Annotated in this window: 17 protein-coding genes and 1 tRNA gene; 15 read left to right on the forward strand and 3 right to left on the reverse strand. The window is 60.4% G+C overall.

Going from position 1 to position 24,209, the window contains the following annotated elements:
- Nucleotides 1-121: 121 nt before the first annotated feature.
- Complete coding sequence (locus tag ACFSR7_RS33925) at nucleotides 122-937, forward strand: MerR family transcriptional regulator (RefSeq protein ID WP_378169065.1); 816 nt, start codon at nucleotides 122-124, stop codon at nucleotides 935-937.
- Nucleotides 938-942: 5 nt separating this feature from the next.
- On the opposite strand, the gene sda is transcribed toward ACFSR7_RS33925, so the two are convergent.
- Nucleotides 943-1,209: a sporulation histidine kinase inhibitor Sda gene (gene sda / locus ACFSR7_RS33930; protein WP_378169066.1), complete on the reverse strand. Its 267-nt coding sequence runs from the start codon at nucleotides 1,207-1,209 to the stop codon at nucleotides 943-945.
- A 428-nt stretch (nucleotides 1,210-1,637) separates the two neighbouring features.
- On the opposite strand from sda, the gene ACFSR7_RS33935 reads away from it, so the two are divergent.
- Nucleotides 1,638-1,895: a hypothetical protein gene (locus ACFSR7_RS33935; protein ID WP_378169067.1), complete on the forward strand. Its 258-nt coding sequence runs from the start codon at nucleotides 1,638-1,640 to the stop codon at nucleotides 1,893-1,895.
- A 287-nt stretch (nucleotides 1,896-2,182) separates the two neighbouring features.
- Here ACFSR7_RS33935 and clpP read toward each other — a convergent pair whose 3' ends face one another.
- Nucleotides 2,183-2,764, reverse strand: a complete 582-nt coding sequence (clpP, locus tag ACFSR7_RS33940) for an ATP-dependent Clp endopeptidase proteolytic subunit ClpP (RefSeq protein WP_090117073.1) — start codon at nucleotides 2,762-2,764, stop codon at nucleotides 2,183-2,185.
- Nucleotides 2,765-2,976: 212 nt separating this feature from the next.
- Nucleotides 2,977-3,051 (reverse strand) — tRNA-Arg (locus tag ACFSR7_RS33945).
- Between the two features lie 298 nt (nucleotides 3,052-3,349).
- Here ACFSR7_RS33945 and ACFSR7_RS33950 point away from each other — a divergent pair.
- The 13 genes from ACFSR7_RS33950 (at nucleotide 3,350) to ACFSR7_RS34010 (ending at nucleotide 23,813) form a co-directional block, all read left to right on the forward strand.
- Nucleotides 3,350-4,378 (forward strand): sugar-binding transcriptional regulator, encoded by a 1,029-nt coding sequence (locus ACFSR7_RS33950; RefSeq protein WP_378169068.1) that lies wholly within the window; start codon nucleotides 3,350-3,352, stop codon nucleotides 4,376-4,378.
- A gap of 120 nt (nucleotides 4,379-4,498) precedes the next feature.
- The gene (gap, locus tag ACFSR7_RS33955) at nucleotides 4,499-5,506 is read left to right on the forward strand and encodes a type I glyceraldehyde-3-phosphate dehydrogenase (RefSeq protein ID WP_090117071.1); all 1,008 of its coding nucleotides are present in this window, start codon (nucleotides 4,499-4,501) and stop codon (nucleotides 5,504-5,506) included.
- A gap of 100 nt (nucleotides 5,507-5,606) precedes the next feature.
- The gene (locus ACFSR7_RS33960; RefSeq protein ID WP_378169069.1) at nucleotides 5,607-6,788 is read left to right on the forward strand and encodes a phosphoglycerate kinase; all 1,182 of its coding nucleotides are present in this window, start codon (nucleotides 5,607-5,609) and stop codon (nucleotides 6,786-6,788) included.
- Between the two features lie 10 nt (nucleotides 6,789-6,798).
- Nucleotides 6,799-7,551: a triose-phosphate isomerase gene (tpiA, locus tag ACFSR7_RS33965; protein WP_378169070.1), complete on the forward strand. Its 753-nt coding sequence runs from the start codon at nucleotides 6,799-6,801 to the stop codon at nucleotides 7,549-7,551.
- A gap of 1 nt (nucleotide 7,552) precedes the next feature.
- Nucleotides 7,553-9,100: a 2,3-bisphosphoglycerate-independent phosphoglycerate mutase gene (gpmI, locus tag ACFSR7_RS33970; protein WP_378169071.1), complete on the forward strand. Its 1,548-nt coding sequence runs from the start codon at nucleotides 7,553-7,555 to the stop codon at nucleotides 9,098-9,100.
- Between the two features lie 766 nt (nucleotides 9,101-9,866).
- Nucleotides 9,867-11,159, forward strand: a complete 1,293-nt coding sequence (eno, locus tag ACFSR7_RS33975) for a phosphopyruvate hydratase (protein WP_378117656.1) — start codon at nucleotides 9,867-9,869, stop codon at nucleotides 11,157-11,159.
- A 144-nt stretch (nucleotides 11,160-11,303) separates the two neighbouring features.
- Nucleotides 11,304-13,106, forward strand: coding sequence for a sensor histidine kinase (locus ACFSR7_RS33980; protein WP_378169072.1), 1,803 nt, complete (start codon nucleotides 11,304-11,306; stop codon nucleotides 13,104-13,106).
- A gap of 31 nt (nucleotides 13,107-13,137) precedes the next feature.
- On the forward strand, nucleotides 13,138-14,673 hold the full coding sequence (locus ACFSR7_RS33985; RefSeq protein ID WP_378169073.1) for a response regulator: 1,536 nt from the start codon (nucleotides 13,138-13,140) through the stop codon (nucleotides 14,671-14,673).
- Nucleotides 14,674-14,833: 160 nt separating this feature from the next.
- Nucleotides 14,834-16,306, forward strand: a complete 1,473-nt coding sequence (locus tag ACFSR7_RS33990) for an ABC transporter substrate-binding protein (RefSeq protein ID WP_378169074.1) — start codon at nucleotides 14,834-14,836, stop codon at nucleotides 16,304-16,306.
- A gap of 102 nt (nucleotides 16,307-16,408) precedes the next feature.
- Entirely contained in the window at nucleotides 16,409-17,341 is a 933-nt protein-coding gene (locus ACFSR7_RS33995) for an ABC transporter permease (RefSeq protein ID WP_378169075.1), read from the forward strand.
- 41 nt (nucleotides 17,342-17,382) lie between these two features.
- Nucleotides 17,383-18,288: a carbohydrate ABC transporter permease gene (locus tag ACFSR7_RS34000; RefSeq protein WP_378169083.1), complete on the forward strand. Its 906-nt coding sequence runs from the start codon at nucleotides 17,383-17,385 to the stop codon at nucleotides 18,286-18,288.
- 99 nt (nucleotides 18,289-18,387) lie between these two features.
- Nucleotides 18,388-20,688 carry a glycoside hydrolase family 3 N-terminal domain-containing protein gene (locus ACFSR7_RS34005; RefSeq protein WP_378169076.1) on the forward strand — a complete coding sequence of 767 codons (2,301 nt, stop codon included), beginning with the start codon at nucleotides 18,388-18,390 and terminating at the stop codon, nucleotides 20,686-20,688.
- A 14-nt stretch (nucleotides 20,689-20,702) separates the two neighbouring features.
- Nucleotides 20,703-23,813, forward strand: coding sequence for an alpha-mannosidase (locus tag ACFSR7_RS34010; protein ID WP_378169084.1), 3,111 nt, complete (start codon nucleotides 20,703-20,705; stop codon nucleotides 23,811-23,813).
- Nucleotides 23,814-24,209 lie beyond the last annotated feature (396 nt).

Genomic DNA, 24,209 nt, shown 5'->3' on the forward strand with positions numbered 1-24,209 from the left:
CGAGGTTTTGGGATATCGGCTAAAGGCTGAGGCGGAGATTGCCGAAAAAAAGGGGCTAACGGTGTTGACTCTCCCCTTGGAGGAGGCAGTACGATCGGAATATCCCATAGGAGGTGTCCGCATGAGATATACGGTCAAAGAAATGTCGGCCTTGTCGAAGGTGACGATCAAGGCGCTTCATCATTATCACAAGCTTGGTTTGCTCGTCCCCGTGGAGGTCAGCGAAGCCGGTTACCGGCTGTACGGCCAGGAAGAGATCGAGCGTCTACAGGAGATTCTGTTCTACAGGGAGCTGGAGTTCCCGCTGGAGGAGATCAAGCGATTGCTGGACGGGGCGCCGGACCGCCTGCACATTCTGGAAGCGCAGCGCGAGCTTATACGCGAGAGGCAGCGGCGCATGGAACGTCTGTCCGTCACCTTGGAGGCATCGATCGTTTCGGAACGGGAGGGCGCTGCTCTGCCTGCCGCGGAGTTGTTCTCCGGATTCGTTACGGCGGAGGAATGGGAAGCGGCGTTGTCGGAGCAGAACCGGCATTTGAAGGATACGTACGATTTTGAGCTGCCCGGTGCAGATGCGATCGACCCCGTGCAGCTGAATCGCCAAGCGGCCGAGGCTGCGCAGTTTATGGAGAGTATGGCAAGGGCGCTTCGAGAGGGACGCGCACATGACGACGAAGACGTGCACTCACGAATCGAACGTCATCTGGCGGTACGCGCGGAGGAGGGGCAGCCTTTAAGCCCGGACGATTTTGCGGGACAGTCCCGGTTTTTCCTGAGCGACGCCTTCCACCGGGGCATGCTGGAGTCGATGCAACCGGCCTGTCCTACTATATCTGCCTCGCCGCTGAAGCCTATGCGCAGGCTGCCCGTCACGCGTCATGAAAAAAACCTCCTGCTGATGCCGGTTTATCGGCTGGAGCAGGAGGTTTTTGCATGAATGACTCAGGCTTTGAGACGATGCTCGAGGTTGCGCAGCTCAATGGCATCCTCCAACAGCTCGATAAACTCGTTGGACAAATTCATTTTCTTCGCTTCGCGATAAACCTCGAGCAGATGCTCGTCCTTGAGCGGGCGGAGCAGGGAGGCTTTATCCTTAAGCGTACGTGCAATCATATGGCTTGATTCATCGTTAAAGGTATGAGACGGCGTAATCGGGTTCTCGGATGAGTGACGCGGCACCAGGTGCAAGGAATGATAAGATTGGTTCATGGTAAAACTCCTTTCCGGCTTGCTGTCCCATTCCAATTCCTATTCCATAGCAATATATGGGGGGAAATGGAACGACTTGTGATTATAGAATAACATGCAGAAGAGCGTCCGCAGAGGGGGCACTCGAGTTGTTAAATTTCCCTTGACGAAAATGACGACTTGTGTTAAATGATCAGTTCTTCCGCACGGAAGTGCTCCTTTCCTTGCTTACCCATATCGTCCAATCTTCCACCTGAAGTAGGCTTGGTCGCCGCGACGGAACGGGGCTGGACCGGCTCTGCGGACTGATGGCGGGCTGCCGCCTATGGTGCGGCTTCTGTCTTGAGCGGCAAGGCCAAGCGGATATTCGCGGATAATGGATTCTTGGCCGTATCCAATCCGACTTTTTCAATTCAATCGCGAACCCGCACCGAGAAGAGCGACGAGCTGTGGTCAAGATCAAGAACGATGCGCGACTGCAGTATATCCGTGGCGAGATCGACGATGCGGGCTGGAATAAAGCGGTTGTAAATGGGATGAAGGCGCGGGTCGCGGGGATTGGCGGAACTGAACGGGGATTATGTAAAAGTAAGGTTGCAGGAAAGGTGATGGAGCCGGAACGCGCTGATGCAAGCGTGTCGGAGCTGTTAATGTTTTTCGGATCGAAAAGAACTGCATATTTGCATGTATTTTATGCAGACCAATGACTCTAGATAAAATACATGCAAATATGCAGGTACATTCAAAATGATGTCCGGATTTGGAGCTGGGGCAGGAAAATAAATGCGTTTTTAGCATCCATCCTGTTTAACAGGCCCGATATGGGCCGGAAAGGATGTAAATTTGTAAATTTGCAGGCATAAGGCGAAAGGAAGACGCGGGCGAAGATGGTCGAACCACGCAAGAGGATGATCGCCCGGCCAAAGCAAAAGCCCGCATGAAGCGCCGGGATGCAGCGGTTCATGCGGGCTTTTTGCCGATGAGCGGGTTCCCCTTATACCTTCTCGATAACCTTGTCGACGAGGCCGTACTCTCTGGCCGTCTCGGCTTCCATGAAGTTGTCGCGGTCGGTATCCTTCTCAATGCGCTCAAGCGGCTGGCCCGTACGCTCGGAGAGGATGCGATTCAGCTTGTCGCGAAGCTTGAGGATGCGGCGGGCGCGGATCTCGATGTCGCTCGCCTGGCCTTCGGCGCCGCCGAGCGGCTGGTGGATCATCACTTCGGCGTTCGGCAGCGCGAAGCGCTTGCCCTTGGCGCCTGCCGCAAGCAGGAACGCGCCCATGGAGGCGGCCATGCCCACGCAGATCGTGGAGACGTCCGGCTTGATGTACTGCATCGTATCGAAGATCGCCATGCCGGCCGTAATGGAGCCGCCTGGGCTGTTGATGTATAAGTGGATGTCTTTCTCCGGATCTTCGGCCGCGAGGAACAGCATCTGCGCGATGATGGAGTTGGCGACCACATCGTTGACCTGGGTGCCCAGGAAGATGATGCGGTCCTTGAGCAGACGGGAATAGATGTCGTATGCCCGCTCTCCTCGATTAGTCTGTTCGACGACCATAGGGACAAAGCTCATTGCGTGATCCCTCCTCGGGGTTGTGAATAGTGGTGTGGCGGTCCTTGCTCCGACATCTCCCGGAAGGGCGCGGATCGACCGTGAATCCATTCTAATGGATCATGAACCCAATGTCAAAGAAAGTCAAACATAGGTCAAAAAAAAGCGCCCGTATGGCACGGGCGCGTCTGCTGTATCATAAGTTTCGGCAAAACTGCCTATTAGAGCGAATATGGCGCGCCCGTAGGGAATCGAACCCCAATCTCAGGCTCCGGAGGCCTGCGTCATATCCGTTGGACCACGGGCGCATGTCGATAACAGCAAGACTCATTATAGGCGATAGGATGTGGAAAAGCAAGGGCTTTGAAAAGGATTTGATCGGGTTAAAAAGGGTACGAGGTCTTCCCATGTCTATGCGGCTTCGCGGGGCTCGCATGCTTCGTCCGCGGTCGTATCTTGGGCTTGCATCGCGCCGGAGAATCCGATAAAATGAAAACAGGAAGTGGGACTTAAAATGTCACAGTGGGACTTAATTAGTCCCACTCCGTGATTCCCCGTCGCATTCCGGCCATATTTATACGGCATTCAAGGGAGTGACGGTAAAGGATGCGGAGCATTCTCGAGATGCAACAAAAGCTCGTGCCCGACATCATGCAGGTGCTGCAGAAGCGCTACGACATTTTGCGCCGCATCGGGGTTACGGGCACGGGCGGCAGGCGGACGCTGGCGGCCAGCCTGGAGCTGACGGAGCGGACGCTGCGGGCGGAACTCGACCTGCTCCGTTCGCAGGGCCTCATCGAGGCGGGGACGACGGGCGTCAGCCTGACCGAGCGCGGACGCCGCCTGCTGGACGAGATGGAGCCGATGGTCCGTGAGCTGTTCGGGCTGTCCGATCTGGAGGCGGCGCTTCGCAAGCGGTTCGGCCTGAAGCAGGCGGTCGTCGTTCCCGGCGACTCCGACGTTTCCGAGGAGGCCAAGCGCGAGCTGGGCCGCGCGGGCAGCAAGGTGCTGCGCCGCGTCATCGGTCCCGGCGACGTCGTCGCCGTCATGGGCGGCACGACGATGGCGCGCATGGCCTCGCAGTTCTCGGTGCCCTCGCCGCTGCGCGACAACTGGTTCGTACCGGCGCGCGGCGGTCTCGGCGAGAGCGTGGACTACCAGGCCAACACGATCGCCTCGGAGCTCGCCAAGCGGACGGGCGCCCGGTACCGGATGCTGCACGTGCCGGATCATCTGAGCGAGGACGCCTACCAGACGATCATGCAGGAGCCCAACGTGCGGGAAGTGGTGGACATGATCCGCAGCGCGCGTATCGTGGTTCACGGCATCGGGGACGCTAGCGCCATGGCTCGCCGGCGCAAGCTCGACGCCGGTACTGTTCAGGAGATTCTGCGAGACGGCGCGCTAGCGGAGGCGTTCGGCTACTATTTCGACCGGGAGGGCGCCGTCGTGCATCGCATGGCGACCGCCGGGCTCCGCCTCGAGGATATCGAGGCGGCCGAATCGGTCATCGGCATCGCCGGCGGACGCAGCAAGGGCGAGGCGATCGCCGCAGTCATGCGCTTCGGGCACGACGACATGCTCGTCACCGACGAGGCGGCCGCCGAAGAAGCGCTCAAGCATGCCGGCGTCTGACGCTGACGCCGGCACCCCAAGGACTGGCGCTCCTGCCGGTCCGGAAGCAACGTGGTCTCGGCGCTCCGTGCGCCTGACATAGATCAAATCTTATTTTCACAACCCAAGGAGGAACTATCAATGACGGTCAAAATCGGTATCAACGGCTTCGGTCGCATCGGTCGCAACGTATTCCGCGCTTCGCTCAACAACCCTGAGGTAGAAGTGGTCGCCATCAACGACCTGACGGACGTTAACACGCTGAAGCACCTGCTCAAATACGACACGACGCACGGCAAGCTGAACGCGACGGTCGAAGCGGGCGAAGGCGCGCTGATCGTAAACGGCAAGACCATCAAGGTATTCGCAGAGCGCGATCCGGGCAACCTGCCTTGGGCTTCCGTAGGCGCCGAGATCGTCGTTGAATCCACGGGTATCTTCACGGCGAAGGAAAAGGCCGAGCTTCACCTTAAGGGCGGCGCGAAGAAGGTTATCATCTCCGCTCCTGCTACGAACGAAGACATCACGATCGTTATGGGCGTTAACGAAGACAAGTACGATCCGTCCGCGCACACGATCCTCTCCAACGCTTCTTGCACCACGAACTGCCTGGCGCCTTTCGCCAAGGTTATCAACGACCAATTCGGCATCGTCAAGGGCATGATGACGACGATTCACTCCTATACGAACGACCAAAGCGTACTCGACCTGCCGCACAAGGATCTGCGCCGCGCACGCGCCGCTGCCGAGAACATCATCCCGTCCACGACGGGCGCTGCAAAGGCTGTATCGCTGGTACTGCCTGAGCTGAAGGGCAAGCTGAACGGCATGTCGTTCCGCGTACCTACGCCTAACGTTTCCGTTACCGACCTCGTAGCCGAAGTTAAGGGCAACGTTACGGTTGACGAAGTCAACGCTGCGCTGAAGGCTGCTGCAGAAGGCCCGCTGAAGGGCATTCTGAACTACTCCGACGAGCCGCTCGTATCGAGCGACTACAACGGCGACCCGGCTTCTTCCACGATCGACGCGCTGTCCACGATGGTCGTCGAAGGCAACATGGTGAAGGTCGTTTCCTGGTACGACAACGAGTGGGGCTACTCCAACCGCGTCGTGGACCTGGCTGCGTTCGTCGCTTCCAAGGGTCTGTAAGAGTTACTTCATAGATGCATGAAAACGGCAAAGAGGAGACCTGGCGCTCCTCTTTCCGTCCGTACGGGCTTTATTGAAAATCGGAGGGAGAGTCTGCCTTATGAACAAGAAGAGTGTCCGCGACGTGAACGTATCCGGACTGAAAGTATTCGTCCGCGTGGACTTCAACGTTCCGGTCGAGAACGGCGCGATCACCGACGACACGCGCATCCGGGAAACGCTGCCTACGATCAAGTACCTGATCGAAAACGGCGCAAAGGTTATCCTGGCGAGCCACTTTGGCCGTCCGAAGGGCGAAGTCGTAGAAGAGCTGCGCCTGACGCCGGTCGCTGCACGCTTGTCCGAGCTGCTCGGCAAGCCGGTCGTCAAGGCCGACGAAGCCGTAGGCGCTGACGTTCAAGCCAAGGTCGACGCGCTGCAAAACGGCGACGTGCTGCTGCTTGAAAACGTCCGCTTCTACCCGGGCGAAGAAAAGAACGATCCCGAGCTCGCGAAGCAGTTCGCGGCGCTGGCCGATCTGTTCGTCAACGACGCATTCGGCGCCGCTCACCGCGCGCACGCGTCCACCGAAGGCATCGCGCACCACCTGCCGGCCGTATCCGGCCTCCTGATGGAGAAGGAGCTCGACGTGCTGGGCAAGGCGCTTAACGATCCGGACCGCCCGTTCACGGCGATCGTCGGCGGCTCCAAGGTCAAGGACAAGATCGACGTCATCGACAAGATGATCGAGATCGCCGACAACATCATCATCGGCGGCGGCATCTCCTACACCTTCTTCAAGTCCCAAGGCTACGAGATCGGCCAATCGCTGCTCGACGAGTCCAAGCTGGAGAAGGTCAAGGAATTCGTCGAAAAGGCGAAGCAGCTCGGCAAGAAGCTGTACCTGCCGGTCGACCTCGTCATCTCCGACGACTTCAAGTCCGACAAGAATATCGAGATCGTCGGCATCGACGGCATCCGTCCCGACTGGGAAGGCGTCGACATCGGTCCGAAAACACGCGAGATCTATGCGGATGTCATCAAGAACTCCAAGCTGGTCGTCTGGAACGGGCCGATGGGCGTCTTCGAAGTCGAAGGCTTCTCGAACGGCACGCGCGCGGTCGCGCAGGCTTGCGCCGACACGTCCGCATACACCGTGATCGGCGGCGGCGACTCGGCTGCGGCAGCGGAAAAGTTTAAGCTGGCAGACAAGATGGACCATATCTCCACCGGCGGCGGCGCGTCGCTCGAATTTATGGAGGGCAAGGCGCTTCCGGGTGTCGTAGCCCTTAACGACAAGTGAGGGTGAACCCATGAGCAGAACTCCGATCATCGCAGGCAACTGGAAAATGTTCAAGACCGTCTCCGAGGCGACTGCATTCGTGTCCGAAGTAAAGGGCACGGAAGTCGCCGGCGTCGAGACCGTCGTCTGCGCGCCGTTCACGGCGCTGCCGGCGCTCGCCTCCGCGGTCAAAGGCACGTCGATCAAGGTCGGCGCGCAAAACATGCACTTCGAAGACAACGGCGCCTTCACCGGCGAGATCAGCGGCGTCTTCCTGAAGGATCTGGGCGTCGACTACGTCATCATCGGCCACTCCGAGCGCCGGCAGTACTTTGCCGAGACCGACGAGACCGTGAACAAGAAGACGCATGCGGCGTTCAAGCACGGCTTGACCCCGATCGTCTGCGTCGGCGAGAAGCTCGAAGAGCGCGAAGCCGGCAAGACCGACGAAGTCAACCGCGTACAGACGACGGCTGCGCTGGCCGGCCTTACTGCCGAGCAAGCGGCCTTGGTCGTCATCGCTTACGAGCCGATCTGGGCGATCGGCACGGGCAAGTCGTCGACGGCGACGGATGCGAACGACGCGATCAAGGCGATCCGCGGCGTCGTAGCCGAGCTGTTCGGCGCGGAAGTCGCTGCGAAGGTCCGTATCCAATACGGCGGCAGCGTCAAGCCGAACAATGTCGCCGAGTACATGGGCGAATCCGATATCGACGGCGCGCTCGTCGGCGGCGCCAGCCTGGAGCCGGCTTCCTTCATCGCCCTGGTCGAGGGGGCGAAGTAAGATGGCCGCTCCCAAGCCGGTCGCGCTCATCATTCTGGACGGATTTGGCCTTCGCGAGGAGACGCACGGCAATGCCGTTGCGCAAGCGAACAAGCCGAACTTCGACCGTCTGTGGGCGACTTACCCGCATACGCAATTAACCGCTCAAGGCGAGGCCGTCGGCCTCCCCGAGGGCCAGATGGGCAACTCCGAGGTCGGACACCTGAACATCGGCGCCGGCCGCATCGTGTACCAGGACCTGACCCGGATTACGAAGTCGATCCGCGACGGCGATTTCTTCGACAACGAGACTTTGCTCGGTGCCGTGAATCATGCCAAGCAGAACGGCAAAAAGCTGCATCTGTACGGTCTCGTATCGGACGGCGGCGTGCACAGCCATATCGCGCATCTGTTCGCGCTGCTTGAACTTGCGAAGCGCGAAGGCTTAAGCGACGTATATATTCATGCGTTCCTGGACGGGCGCGACGTGGCGCCGGACAGCGCGGTCGGCTATCTGACTCAGCTGCAGGCCAAGATCGAAGAGCTCGGCATCGGCAAAATCGCCACCGTGCAAGGGCGCTACTACGCGATGGACCGCGATAAGCGGTGGGATCGCGTCGAGAAGTCCTACCGCGCGATGGTGTACGGCGACGGACCGACGGCTGTCGATCCGATCGCGGCGGTCAAGGCTTCGTACGAAGCGTCGGTGTACGACGAGTTCGTGCTGCCGACCGTCATTGTCGGCGCAGACGGCAAGCCCGTCGGCCTGGTCGAGTCCGAAGACGCGGTCGTGTTCTTCAACTTCCGACCGGACCGCGCGATTCAGCTGTCCAACGTATTCACGAACGAAGACTTCCGCGGCTTCGAACGCGGCGAGGGACGTCCGGTCGGCCTGTACTTTGTCTGCTTGACGCTGTTCAGCGAAACGGTCGGCGGGTTCGTCGCGTACAAGCCCAAGGAGCTCGACAACACGCTGGGCGAGGTGCTCGTGCAGCAGGGCAAGACCCAGCTGCGCATCGCCGAGACCGAGAAGTACCCGCACGTCACGTTTTTCTTCAGCGGCGGGCGCGATCATCAACTGCCGGGCGAGACGCGGGTGCTGATCAACTCGCCGAAGGTCGCGACGTACGACCTGCAGCCGGAGATGAGCGCCTATGAAGTGGCGGACGCGGCGGTGAAGGAAATTGAGTCGGAGAAACACGACGCGATCATCCTGAACTTCGCGAACCCGGACATGGTCGGCCACTCCGGCATGCTGGAACCGACGATCAAGGCCGTCGAAGCGACGGACGCGTGCCTCGGCCGTGTCGTCGACGCAATCCTCGCGAAGGGCGGCGTCGCCGTCATCATCGCGGACCACGGCAACGCCGACATGGTCATCGACGAAGCGGGCCGCCCGTTCACGGCGCACACGACCAATCCGGTCCCGTGCATCGTGACCAAGCACGGCGTGACCGTGCGCGACGGCGGCATGCTGGCCGACGTCGCGCCGACGCTGCTGACGCTGCTCGAGCTGCCGCAGCCGGCCGAGATGACCGGCCGCACGCTGCTCGCGCCGCTCGGCGAGTAATTCTCGCAGGAGGGGGCGGGATCGCCCCCCTCGCCTGCAGATATCGCCTTTCGTCGAATCTGCGTACGGGCGACGGCAGGCGGGATCGCCATCTTCGTCTGCAGATATCGCCCGGTCTTCGAATCTGCGTCCGGGCGACGGCAGGCAGGATCGCCACCTTCGCCTGCCGATATCGCCCGATCGTCGAATCTGCGTCCGGGCGACGGCAGGAATTCACGCCTTGCGCGGCGAAGCTTGAGGGCAGAGTAGTGTTTAGGCTGCGGTTGTCTCCCAGTCAGCATAAAATAGCTGCATTTTGGAAGCTAATCGCTCCCGTCTGGCGTTTTCGTGCGAAATAACGGTTAAAAAGCATTTAATTTGCGCCAATTCGAGGCAATCGTCCAGAAACAACGGAATTAGCTGCTTTTTAGCAACTATTTGTCTCGATTCCGCACACACGGCGCAAATAACTGCCTTTTGACAACTATTGTGAGGTTGACAGCCGACACGCGCCGCCGCACCTTGCGCGAGGAGCTGCGCAACCGCCAGATGCAGCGCCACGCTCGCGCGGAGAGCTGCGCGACCACCAGATGCAGCGCTGCGCTCGCGCGGGGAGCTGCGCGACCACCAGATGCAGCGCTACGCTCGCGCGCCTAGCCATTGTTCGCCTGCCGCCGTGCTCCAGCTCGCGATTGAGCGCCAACTCGAGACTGCGCTCGAGCCGGCATCGCAGGTATCGGCAACAACCTATTACAACTAAACACAAACCAAGGAGTGTTCCCTCACTATGACGATTATCTCTGACGTCTATGCACGCGAAGTACTGGACTCCCGCGGCAACCCGACGGTTGAAGTAGAAGTTCGCCTGGAATCCGGCGCGTTCGGCAGCGCCATCGTACCGTCCGGCGCATCCACCGGCGCTTACGAAGCCGTTGAGCTTCGCGACGGCGACAAGGACCGCTACCTCGGCAAGGGTGTCGAGAAGGCCGTCGACAACGTCAACTCCATCATCGCGCCGGAAATCATCGGCTACGACGCGCTCGACCAAGTCGCGATCGACCGCAAGATGATCGAGCTCGACGGCACCCCGAACAAGGCGAAGCTGGGCGCCAACGCGATCCTGGCCGTCTCCATCGCCGTCGCGCGCGCTGCCGCCGACGCGCTGGACCTGCCGATCTACGCTTACCTCGGCGGCTTCAACTCCAAGACGCTGCCCGTGCCGATGATGAACATCGTCAACGGCGGCGCGCACGCCGACAACAACGTCGACGTGCAAGAGTTCATGGTGCTGCCGGTCGGCGCGCCTACCTTCAAGGAAGCGCTCCGCACGGGCGCCGAGATCTTCCACTCGCTGAAGAGCGTGCTCAAGTCGAAGGGCCTGAACACGGCTGTCGGCGACGAAGGCGGCTTCGCGCCGAACTTCGGCTCCAACGAAGAAGCGCTGTCCACGATCATCGAAGCCATCGAAAAAGCCGGCTACAAGCCGGGCGTCGACGTGTTCCTGGGCATGGACGTCGCTTCCACCGAGTTCTACAAGGACGGCAAGTACCACCTCGAGGGCGAAGGCAAGTCCTACACGTCCGCCGAGTTCGTCGACCTGCTCGCAAGCTGGGTTGACAAGTACCCGCTGATTACGATCGAAGACGGCTGCTCCGAAGACGACTGGGAAGGCTGGAAGCTGCTGACCGAGAAGCTCGGCGATAAGATCCAGCTCGTCGGCGACGACCTGTTCGTCACCAACACCGAGCGTCTGTCGAGAGGCATCGAGCAAGGCATCGGCAACTCGATCCTCGTCAAGGTCAACCAAATCGGCTCCCTGACCGAGACGTTCGAAGCAATCGAAATGGCAAAGACTGCCGGCTACACGGCCGTCATCTCCCACCGCTCCGGCGAGTCCGAAGACAGCACGATCGCCGACATCGCGGTCGCGACCAATGCCGGCCAGATCAAGACGGGCGCGCCGTCCCGTACGGACCGCGTCGCGAAGTACAATCAACTGCTTCGCATCGAAGACCGTCTCGCAGGCTCCGCCGTATACGCGGGCAAGAAGGCGTTCTACAACCTGAAGAACTTCAAGTAAGCCCGGCTCAGCCCGCCGCGGCTGCGCACATAGCATGACCTACCGATCCCCGGGGAACGATGCCTTTACGGCCGTTTTCTCGGGGATTGTTTGTTTCATGCTATAATGAAAGCCGTTCATCCAGACTGCGGAGGAGCTTTCGAAGTGCGAATCAAAAAGGTTTACCGGAACTATTTTCAGAACAATCTGTTCGTGAAAGTCATTCTGGTGTTCACCGTCATTGTCAATCTGACGATCATCGCGTTTTCTTATTTTTTGTTCCAATTCAGCTCGGCCTCTATCGTGCGGAGCCAGCTTAACAATCAGCGCGAGGCGATGGATCGCGTCAACCTGTACATGGAAGAAAAGTACGATTGGGTTCAGAATGTCGTGCAGGATATCTACAGGAATAACCTGCTGGCGGACAACGTGTCCTACCTGCTGCGGCATTCTTACCAGGAGTACATTCAATATACGCTGGGCGAAAATTACGCCAACGGCAGCGCCAGCGCGGCCAATGCGCTCGAGTACTTCGGGAACAAGCTCGGCACCGACTCCGACATCCGCAACCTGATTCTGTACAGCGCCGATCAGCAGCTCATGTACGTTTACAAATACGCCGGAAACCCGAAGCTGTACCAGACGAACGCCGCCCGCTCCTTCATTCCCGACATCATGTCGCTGGAGGGTCCCAACGCTTCGACGCCGAACGTGTGGATCCGCAAGGCGATCGGACAATGGGATACGCGGCTCTATGCGATGCGGAGCCAGATCAACGACAAAAGCACGCTCAAAAGCGTCGGTCAGCTCATGGTGTATTTCGATTCCGAGATGGTTCGCCAGGCGCTGCTGCGCGTCTCGTCGCCTTTCAAAGGCACGATCCTCGTCCTGACCCAAGACGGCAGCGTCATGTTCGACTCGTCCGGCAAGTATTACGGGCAAGCCTATCCGTATATGGACCAGGTCAACGGCTCCCAGGACACCGGCAATACGGGAGAGCCGGCCTATATCTCGCGGCTGACGCAGAACGCGGCGGGCTACACGGTCGTGGGCATCGCGCCGAAGGCGGAGATCGCGCAGGCATATGCCGGGCTGAAACGGGCAATCGTGCTCATCGGCGCCGTCTGCATCGCGTTCGCGGTCCTGATCCCGTCCCTGCTCATCGTCAACATCGCGAAGCGGACCAACAAGATCGTGCGCTTCATGAAGAAGGTCGAAGGCGGCGATCTGAGCGTTCGCCTGCAGGATGCCCGGGAGGACGAGCTCGGGCAGATCTCCCAGAGCTTCAACGAGATGGTGGAGGAGCTGAACCGGACGATCGACCGGGAGTACAAGTCGGAGATCCGCCTCAAGCAGACCGAGCTGGCCGCGCTTCAGGCGCGGGTCAATCCGCACTTCCTGTACAATACGCTGGAAGTGATCCGGATGCGGGCGATGTCCCAGGGGGCGAGCGATGTCGGGGAGATGATTTACAGCCTGGCCGCGCTGTTCCGCAACTCGGTCCGGGCAGGAGCGGACTGCACGCTCGGCGAGGAGCTGGAGACGTGCCGGCTGTACCTCGAGCTTTTCCGCATCCGGTTCAAGGACCGGTTTTCTTACGCGATCGACTGCTCGCCTGCGTACGCTTCGGTCGTGATCCCGAAGATGCTGCTGCAACCGGTGGTGGAAAATTATATCGTGCACGGCATGGAAAACGATCGCACCGACAACCGGATCGTCATCGAGGTCGCAGCCGAAGACGGTATGCTGCAGATTAGGGCGATCAACAACGGCGCTCCGATCGATCCGGAGCGCCTGCGGCAAATCCGGACCGAGCTCGACTATCCGGAGCAGCGCGAGGGCTCGTTCGGGCTTAGAAGCGTGCATGAGCGGCTGAAGCTGATGTACGGGCCGGAATATGGCATCGAGCTTGAGAGCGAGCCCGGGAAGGGAACCCGGGTAACGATCGGCATCCCGTACGCGGGATAAACGGCGAAGACCGAAGGAGGACGATGCGAAAATGTACAAGGTATTTATCGTGGACGACGAACCGTTCATCATCGAAGGCCTCATCGACTCGATCGACTGGCCGGCCTTCGGTCTCGAAGTCGTCGGCAGCGCCGAGAATGGCGAGCAGGCGCTTCGCCGCATCGGGGAGACGCCCGTCGACCTGCTGATCACCGATATTTCGATGCCCCGCATGAACGGTCTGAACCTGATCCGGGCCGCCCGCGAGAGCCGCCCCGACCTGAAGGCGATCATTCTGAGCGGGTTCAACGAATTCGATTACTTGAAGGAAGGCATGCGCCTCGGCATCGAGAACTACCTGCTCAAGCCGATCAACGTCAAGGAGCTGCACGATACGCTGAGCAACGCCGTCGAGAAGCTGAACAGCGTCCATACGGACGCGCTGCTGTCGCCGTACGACGTTCAGATCATGAAGGACAACACGCTGTATCGGTGGATCGGCGGCCGGATCTCGGAGGCGGAGTTCAACGAGCGTGCGGGCCTTCTGAATATCTCGTTGACGGATCCCTACGGCGTCATCGCCCTGCTGAGGCTCCCGTCCGCCGGCTCCGAAGCGCAGGAAGCAACGTTCGAGCGCGTCGCCCGAGCATTCGAGGGGAGCGCCTCGGTGTATCCTTTCCGCGACATGGACGGAGACGTCGTCATCGTGGCCGGCCTTCCTTCCGAAGAGGAGGCGGGGAAGGTGGAGCTGGTCCGCCGCGTACTGCCGCTGCTCGAAAAAGGCAGCCCGGGCGAATCGGCGAGGCTGTCGCTCGGCGGTGTGCATCCGCTGCGGACGGCGATCGCGTCCAGCTACGGCGAGGCGAAGAAGGCGCAGGAATATTTCATGATCTATCCGGAGCGCGAATGGATAGACTATGCGGAGACGGAGCCGTTCAAGGAAGCGGAGTCGTCCGAGTTCCCGATCGATTGGGAGGCTTGCCGCAAGCTGCTCGTCGCCAGAGACAAGGAAGGCCTGGCGACGGCCGTCGAAGCCGATCTCGAGCGGCTAAGGCGCCGGGAAGGCGTCACGCCGTCCTATCTGCTCGAAGTGGCGGTGGAGCTGATCGTCCGCTTCAAGATGGAGCTGAAGGCGATCAAGCATTCTGACGAGACGGAGATGTTCTCGCAGGGTTTTGCGCAGGTGAACGCGGCTTCGGACTATCCGGAGCTCGTCAGGGCGCTTCGATCCGTCGCGGAGCGCTGCGTGGATTCCCTGGTGAAGGACAGCCGCAGCCCGGTCGTGCTGCAGGTGCTCGAGGAGATCCACCGTCACTACGCGGACGAATTGTCCTTGAAGCAGCTCGGCGCGCGGTACCACATTCACCCGGTATACCTGGGGCAGTTGTTCCAGAAGGAGACGGGCGAGAGCTTCACGGAGTACATCAACAAATACCGGATCGAGCAGGCCAAGAAGCTGCTGAAGTCCTCCACGCTAAAGGTGCACGATATCGCTCGCCAGGCGGGCTATTGGGAGACGGGGTACTTTTACAAGCAATTCAAGAAGTACGTCGGCATCTCTCCGACCGAATTCAAAGGCCTGCATTGACGCCAATCGAGCCAATAATATCCTCCGGACTGCCAGCCGCGCAGTCCTTTCTTTATTTTGAACATGATTTATTAGGTTTGTGTTCTATTTGAAACTGCTTTCATGAATTAAAGTTGAATTGTTGCTTGAGGGAATCGAAATAAGGGAGGGCACTAGAAACATGAGTAAAATGACTAGAAAAACCGGCCTGACGGCCGCGGCGACCGTAACCGCGCTATCGCTTGCGCTGAGCGCATGCGGCGGCAACGACGCCAAATCGGACAGCGCTTCCGACAAGCCGGTCGAGCTGATCTGGTACACGATCGGCACCCCGCAGAAGGATGTCGACACCGTCATGGCGGAAGTCAGCAAGTACACCAAGGAGAAGATCAACGCCACGATCAAAATGAAAATGATCGACTGGGGCGACTACACGCAGAAGATGCAGGTACTGGTCGCATCGGGCGAGCCGATGGATATTATGTTCACCTCGGCAGGCGGCTTCGACTATGTGCAGAACGCCCGTAAAGGCGCGTTCCTCGAGCTCGACGAATTGCTGGACAAGTACGGTCAAGGCATCAAGGATACGATCGATCCGGGCTTCCTGAGCGGCTCCAAGGTCGACGGCCACAACTACGGCATCCCGGCGAACAAGGAGCTCCCGCAGCTCGAAGTATGGCGCTTCAACCAGAACCTCGTGGAAAAGTACAAGCTGGACACGTCCGGCGTCCGCACGCTGGACAGCCTCGAGCCGCTGCTGAAGACGATCAAGGCGCAGGAGCCGTCGATCACGCCGTTCGCGATGGACAAGAACTACGTGCCTTACGTGCCTTACGACTATCTCGTGACGAACATGCCGATGGCCGTCAAGCTCGACGGTACGGAGCTGAAGGTCGTCGACATCCTCGAGACGGACGAGATGAAGCAAGCGCTGAACACGATGCACAAGTACTACCAAGCGGGCTATGTCGCGCCTGAAGCCGCGACGACCGGCTCGACGCAAGACCTGATGACTTCCGGCAAATGGCTGCTCGACCGCGCGCAGACCCAGCCGCTTGCAGAGACCTCCTGGTCGGCTTCCAACGGCTATCCGATCACTTCGACGCCTGCCAGCGACGCCGTGATCACGAACACGTCGGTACAAGGCTCGATCATGGCGATCTCGGCCAACTCCGAGCACCCGGACAAGGCAATGGAATTCCTGAACCTGCTCAATACCGATCCGGTCCTCCGCAACATGGTCGACTCCGGCATCGAAGGCACGCACTACGAGAAGATCGACGACAAGCACATGAAGAACCTCGACGCTTCCCAGAACTACAACATGCCTTCGTACTCGCTGGGCAACAACATGCTGCTCTACCTGAACGAGAACGATCCGGACGACAAGTGGGAGCAATTCAAGAAATTCAACGCGGAAGGCAAAGCTTCCCCGATCCTGGGCTTCAACTTCGACAGCACGAAGGTATCCACCCAGATGACGGCCATCCAGAACGTCAAGGAGCAATTCTGGGCGTCGCTGATGACCGGTACGGTCGACCCGGCCACGTATCTGCCGAAGGCGATCGAACAGTTCAAATCGGCCGGCCTCGACAAGGTCATCGCCGAAGCGCAAACCCAGCTCGACGCTTGGGTCGCCGCCAACAAAGCATAATATTCGCAACGTAAATCGCGAGATCGGGCGGGTGAGCAATTCGCCCGATCTTTCGTTATTTTTTGTCGTATTCACAAAAGACCATAGGAGGGATTGGCGAACATGGTCGGATCCTTTTTCCGCTCGTTCAACCGCAACAAGGTTATGCTGCTCATGGTGCTTCCCGGCGCCATCTGGTTCCTTTTCTTTTCTTATCTGCCGCTCGTAGGCACGATCGCCGCGTTCAAGGAATACCGCTTCAGCCGCCACGGCTTCTGGTACAGCCTCATCCACAGCAAAAACGTCGGATGGGAAAACTTCAAATTTCTCTTCAGCACGGACGCCGCGTGGTCGATTACCCGCAACACGCTGCTTTACAATATTGCGTTTATCGTTCTTGGCCTCGTATTCTCCGTCGCCCTGGCCATTCTCCTGTCGGAGCTGGCGAACAAGAAGCTGGCCAAGCTGTATCAGACAGGCATGTTCCTTCCCTACTTCCTGTCGTGGGTCATCGTCGGCTACTTCGCGTTCAGCTTCCTGAGCATGGACCGCGGGCTGCTTAACCATACGCTCGAATACTTCGGCGTCGACCGCATGCAGTGGTACAACGATCCGAAGGTCTGGCCTTATATCCTGGTGCTGGTCTACTTGTGGAAATCGATCGGCTACAGCAGCGTCGTCTATCTGGCTTCCATCCTCGGCATCGACCGTTCGCTGTACGAAGCCGCGATGATCGACGGCGCCAGCAAGATGCAGCAAGTACGCAACATCACGCTGCCGATGCTCAAGCCGATCATTATCATCATGACGCTACTCGCCGTGGGCAAGATCTTCTACGCCGACTTCGGCCTGTTCTATCAGGTGCCGCGCGACTCGGGCACGCTCTACTCCGTGACAAACGTTATCGACACGTATGTGTACCGTGGCCTCAAGACGACCGGCGAGATCGGCATGAGCACCGCAGCGGGCCTGTATCAGTCCGTCGTCGGCTTCGTGCTCGTCATGGTGTCCAACTACGTGGTACGCAAGGTCGACAAGGACAGCGCGCTGTTCTAAATTCCTGAATCGAAAGGAGGGCATATCCGGTGCCCAACGTGATGAGAAAGAAACGCAACTTCCACCAGGCATCGCCGGGCTGGAACATCGTGTTCAACCTGATCGCCGGCATATTCGCTTTTCTGTGCGTGTTTCCGTTCGTGTTCGTCGTCATCATCTCCTTCACCGAGGAGAAGACGCTGGCGACGGACGGGTATCGCATCATTCCCAAGGCCTGGAGCCTGGATGCTTATCAATATATATTCAAAACCGGCGATACGCTGCTGCGCTCCTACGGAGTCACGATCCTCGTAACGGTCATCGGTACGGTCGTCAGCTTGCTGCTGATCTCGCTGTATGCTTACGCGGTATCGCGCCGCAGCTTTGCGTACCGCCGCTTTTTCTCCCTGTTCGCGATCTTCACGATGCTGTTCAGCGGCGGCATGATTCCGACTTATATCGTCGTGACGCAGCTGCTCGGCCTGAAGGACAGCATCTGGGCGCTCATCCTGCCACTCGCGCTCAATGCCTTCTATATCATGATCCTGCGGACGTTCTACATCACCGGCATCCCAGACGCCATCGTCGAGTCCGGCAAGATCGACGGCGCCGGCGAATTCCGCATCTTCACCCAGATCGTGCTGCCGCTGTCGCTGCCGGGCCTCGCCACGATCGGTTTGTTCAGTACGCTAGGCTACTGGAACGACTGGTTTAACGCGCTGCTGTACATCGACGATCCGAACAAGGTGCCGCTGCAGGCGATGCTGATGCGGATCGAATCGAGCATGCAGTTCATCCAGCAAAATTCGGCGAACGGCTCCATCAGCCTCGAGGTGCTGCAGTCGATGCCGCAGGATACGGCCCGCATGGCCATGGTCGTGCTGGCGACGGTGCCGATCATTTTCGCTTATCCGTTTTTCCAGCGTTACTTCGTTCAGGGTCTGACGGTCGGGGGCGTTAAAGAATAAGCGGGATCCGCTTGAAGGGCAACGTGATCTGTGTGAAGGAATAACGTGATCTGCGTGATGGAATAAGCGGGATTCAACCAATAAGCGGGATGTGAAAAGATGGATTACAAGGACCCGTCGAAGCCGCCCCGCGTACGCGCGGAGCTGCTGCTTCGGCAGATGACGGCGGAAGAAAAGGTCGGCCAGCTCGTGCAGCCGTTCGGCTGGCAGGCCTATGAGCATAAAGACGGAAACGTCGTCCTGAAGGAGACGTTCAAGGATCAGGTCGCGCGAGGCGGCGTGGGCTCGCTGTACGGCACGCTGCGCGCGGACCCGTGGACCGGCGTCACGCTGGAGACGGGGCTGTCGCCCGTGCGCGGCGCGGAGGCGATCAACGAGATCCAGCGCTATGCGATCGAGAACTCGCGTCTCGGCATCCCGCTGCTCATCGGCGAGGAGTGCTCGCACGGCCATATGGCGATCGGCGCGACGGTCTTCCCCGTGCCGCTGTCGATCGGCAGCGCATGGAACGTCGACCTGTACCGCGAGATGTGCCGCGCGGTGGCGAAGGAGACGCGCGCCCAGGGCGGCGCGGTCACGTATTCGCCGGTGCTGGACATTGTACGCGATCCGCGGTGGGGGCGGACGGAAGAGTGCTTCGGCGAGGATCCTTATCTTGTGGGCGAGCTGGCGGTCGCCGCGGTCGAGGGCATGCAGGGCGAACGTCTTGACGCGCCGGACAGTGTCGCCGTGACGCTGAAGCACTTCGTCGGCTACGGCAGCTCGGAGGGCGGCCGTAATGCCGGTCCCGTCCATATGGGCTGGCGCGAGCTGCTCGAGGTCGACCTGCATCCGTTCCGCAAGGCGGTGGAGGCAGGCGCGGCGTCGATCATGCCGGCCTACAACGAGATCGACGGCGTTCCTTGCACGACCAACGCGAAGCTGCTGGAAGAGGTGCTGGTCCGGGACTGGGGCTTCGACGGCATGATCATCACCGACTGCGGCGCGATCGATATGCTCGCGGCGGGTCATGACACGGCGGAAGACGGCATGGAAGCCGCGGTCCGGGCGCTCGAAGCCGGCATCGATATAGAGATGTCGGGCGAAATGTTCGGGAAGTACCTGCTGCAGGCGCTTGGCGAGGGCAAGCTGAACGAGGCGGCGCTCGACCGCGCGGTCGAACGCGTCCTGGCGCTCAAGTTCAAGCTCGGCCTGTTCGAGCGGCCTTACGTCGATGCGCAGCTCGCCGCCTACGCGATCGGCGCGGATGCGCATGTCGCACTGGCGCGGCAGCTGGCGGCCGAAGGCGTCGTGCTGCTGAAGAACGAGGGCGGCGCGCTGCCGCTGGATGCTGCGGGCGGCATGGTCGCTGTCATCGGCCCGAACGCCGACCTCGGCTACAACCAGTTGGGCGACTATACGTCGCCCCAGCCTGCGGACAAGGTCGCCACGGTGCTCGCTGGCATTCGCGCTAAGCTGGGCGAGGAGCGCGTGCTGTATGCGCCGGGCTGCCGGATCCGCGGCGAAGACCGGGACGGCTTCCCGGTCGCGCTCGAGATTGTGCGGCAGGCGGACACCGTCGTCATGGTCGTCGGCGGCTCCAGCGCGCGGGACTTCGGCGACGGCACGATCGACCTGCGGACCGGAGCGTCTAAGGTGACCGAGGACGCCTGGAACGACATGGACTGCGGCGAAGGCATCGACCGCATGTCGCTGCGTCTCTCCGGCGTACAGCTGGAGCTGATCCAGGAAGTTCATAAGCTGGGCAAGCGACTCGTGGTCGTCTACATTAACGGCCGGCCGATCGCGGAGCCTTGGATCGACGCGAATGCGGACGCGATCCTCGAGGCATGGTATCCTGGGCAGGAGGGCGGGCATGCGATTGCCGACATCCTGTTCGGAGACGTGAATCCGTCCGGGCGCTTAACGGTATCGATTCCGAGAGATGTCGGGCAGTTGCCCGTGTATTACAACGGCAAGCGCTCGCGGGGCAAGCGTTATCTGGAGAGCGATTCGAAGCCGTTGTATCCGTTTGGCTACGGACTCAGCTATACGAACTACGAATACGCGAACCTGGCGGTGACGCCCGCCGCGATCGGACCCGATGGAGAAGCGATCGTCTCCGTTGATGTGACCAACGCGGGCGGCGTCGCCGGTTCCGAGGTCGTGCAGTTGTATATATCCGATGTCGCGAGCGCGGTCACGCGGCCTGCGTTGGAGCTGAAAGGCTTCGAGAAAATCGGACTGGCGCCGGGAGAAACGCGTACCGTGCAGTTTCGGGTAGGGAGAGAACAGCTTGAATACGTAGGCCCGGCTTACGAGCGGGTCGTCGAAGCGGGATGGTTCAAGGTGCTGGTCGGGCGGCATTCGGCCGACACGCTGGCAGCCGATCTGCTCGTCAAGGAGGACGGAAACCGATGAACGCAAAAGACATTCTGGAACGTCTGCGCCGCTTCCTTCGCGAGCTGTCCGAGGCACAATGGCTGGAACGAGCGGAAGTGAGCGATTGGGCGATCGACCGGGCGACCTACGTGCTGCCGGGGCAGTATGAGGAGAGCGCTCCCTATAAGACGGAGGGACTTGCCCCGTTTCCGAGCAAGCAGGGGAACACTTACTTTTTTCGCAAAAAGCTGGAGCTGCCCGGAGACTGGATCGCGTCGGGCGGTAACGTCGGGCTCATATTCGAATCCGGCGGCGAGGGGTTGCTCCGCGTCAACGGCGCTTCGTTTCAAGGGCTTGATCGCAACCATACGTTCGTAACGCTCGATGCCGCTCGCATCGGCACGTCGCCCGAGCTGGAGATCGAGCTGTACGACCCGATCCCGGAGCCGGTCGACCCGCTCAACCGGCAGGCGGTCATCCAGCCGCCGATCACCGCGATCCGCAGCGAGCTGGTGCTGGCGAATGGCCCGGTGCAACGGCTCCTGTACGCCGCAACGGTCGTGCGCGATGCGGCCGTGCTGCTGCCGGATACGGACTTCCGCAAGGCGCGGCTGCTTGAAGCGCTGCTTCGCGCGATGGACGCGTATGTGTCCCTGAGCGATGGGGATATTCGCGAGGGCGCGTTGGTTGCGGGAATTGAGGCGCAGCTGGCGGACGAGGTTCGCGCGATCGGCGGCAACGCCGAAGGCGTCCAGCACATGGTCGGACAGTCGCATATCGACGTCGCCTGGCTGTGGCCGGTGCGGGAGACCGTGCGCAAGACGAGCCGGACGTTCTCGACGGTCGACGCGCTCATGCGCGAATATCCGGACTTCCGGTACGCCCAGAGCCAGCCGCTGCTGTTCGAGTTTTTGAAGAACAACGATCCGGAGCTTTATGGGCGGGTGAAGTCGCGGATCGCCGAGGGCCGCTGGGAGCTTGTCGGGGGTATGTACGTCGAGCCCGACTTGAACATTCCGAGTGGGGAGTCGCTTATGCGGCAGATGCTGTATGGCCAGCGTTTCTACCAAGAGGAGTTCGGGCGCGTCTCCCACATCGAGTGGCTGCCGGATACATTCGGCTACTGCGCGTCGCTGCCTCAGATTCTGAAGCACGGCGGCGTCCGCTACTTCATGACGACCAAGCTCAACTGGAACGATACGAACGTGTTCCCTTACGACCTTTTCCGCTGGGTCGGCATCGACGGCACGCCGATGCTGTCGTATCTGAACCACGGCATCAACGAACACACGACGCCCAAGGATATCCACGAGCACTGGCAATCGTACCGGCAAAAGGATGTTTATCCCGAGCAGATGCTGCTGTATGGGCACGGTGACGGGGGCGGCGGCGTGACGCGCGAGATGCTCGAGTACGTCGATCTTGCGGAACTGATGGTCGGGCAGCCGGCGAGCAAGCACAGCACGGCCGCCGATTTCTTCGCGGGCGCGGAGGAGAAACGGGAAGACGTGCCGGAATGGCACGGCGATCTGTATCTTGAGCTGCACCGCGGCACGTACACGACCCACGGCCGCAACAAGCGCGCTAACCGCAAGGCCGAGGTGCTGTATCGCGAGGCCGAGCTGTGGCATGCGCTCGCGCTGCCTCGGCTGGACGCGGGACTGGACGGAAGGCTGCGCGGCGACCTGCATGAAGGCTGGAAGCTGATCCTGCTCAATCAGTTCCACGACATCATCCCGGGATCGGCGATTACAGAAGCGTATGTGACGTCGGAGAAGGAATATGGGACGATTTTCGAAAAAGGACGCACGAGCCTGCGCGCGATTCTGCCGGCGCTCGTCGGCGGGGTGGATACGACGGCCGGCGAAGGCGTGCCTTATGTTGTATTTAACGGACTTGGCTGGGCGCGGGACGTGCAGGCTGAGCTGGCGGCAGAAGGGTTGTCCGCGGGCGGGCTTGCCGCTTATGACGTGGACGGCATCCGTTTGAACGCCGATTCGGTCGGCGAAGATCGTCTGGCCGTGCGCGTGCCGGCGGTGCCGGCGTTCGGCTATAAGACAATCTGGCTGCGCGAGCAGAACGAGGCGGGCGCTGCCGCTGCGGACGCCAGGGCTCGCACGCTTGGCGACAGCTGGGAAACCGGAGCTTACCGCGTCCGGTTCAATGCGCGGGGCGAGATCGTCAGCCTGTTCGACAAGGCGGCCGGACGGGAGATCGTCAAGGACGGCGAAGCCGCGAACCGCTTCGGCTTCTACCACGACCGTCCGACGCTGTGGGACGCCTGGGATATCGACGAGCGCTACGAGCTGCAGCCGGCCGGAGAGGCCGTGCTGCTGGAGAAGTGCGTCGTGCTGCAGGGCGAGACGATGGACATTCTGCGCTTTCGCTGGCGGCTCCATCAGTCGGAGATCAGCCAGGACGTCGTATTCTACCATGGCGACCGGCGCATCGACTTCCGCACCTTCGTCGTCTGGAACGAGGCGCACAAGCTGCTGAAGGTCGGCTTCCCGATCGACGTCGTGGCGAGCAAGGCGACGTACGAGATTCCGTACGGCGCGCTCGAACGTCCGACGCATCGCAACACAAGCTGGGAGCAGGCCCAATACGAGGTTTGCGGCCACCGGTTCGTCGACGTGTCGGAGCACGGCTACGGCGTCAGCCTGCTGAACGACTGCAAATACGGCTACGACGTTCAAGGCACGACGATTCGCCTGTCCCTGCTCCGCGCCCCCAAGTGGCCGGACGTCACCGCCGATTTGGGCGAGCATGAATTCACGTATTCGCTCTATCCGCACGAGGGCGACTGGCGGACCGCGCATACGGCGCGCCGCGCGGCAGAGCTCAACGCGGAGGAAATCATTGTCTCGGCGGACCGTCAGAGCGGTACGCTCCCGGCAACCGGGGCGCTGCTGTCGTTCGAGAGCGAGCATGTCGTGCTCGACTCGGTCAAGCCCGCCGAGGACGGCGACGGCATCGTGCTGCGTATGTACGAATCTTCCGGCGGCCGTGGCCGCGCGGAGCTGAACTGGCCGCGTCCGTTCGCGCGCGCCGTGCTCTCGAATGCGCTCGAGGCGAACGGAGAGGCGCTTGCGGCCGAGAACGGCCGGATCGCGCTGTCGTTCGCGCCGTTTGAGATTAAGACCGTTAAGCTTTTAAATCGCTAATTTAGCGTGGCGAGATGGGCGGTTCGTGACGTAATAGCGATGCGTTGGAATCGGCGGTACGAGGCGGAATAACGATGTGCCAGCGTCTTATTTCGTTGAAATCGGCGGATCGCGGCGGAATAACGATGTGCCAGCGTCTTATTTCGTTGAAATCGGCGGATCGCGGCGGAATAACGATGTGTCAGCGTCTTATTTCGTTGGAATCGGCGGTGCGAGGCGGAATAGCGGTGTGCCAGCGTCTTATATTAGTGGAAGACGGTATGCCCGAGCGCTTATAGCGGCAAGGAATGCCGCTATCACAAGCAACCGCGCCGCTTCCAGGTTCGTTAGCGGCACGGAATGCCCTTAACGGATGCCCATCATGCCGATCAAGCGCCCATAGCGGCACGAAATGCC

It is taken from the genome of Cohnella sp. GCM10020058 (genome assembly GCF_042683485.1).
Taxonomy (GTDB): Bacteria; Bacillota; Bacilli; order Paenibacillales; family Paenibacillaceae; genus Cohnella.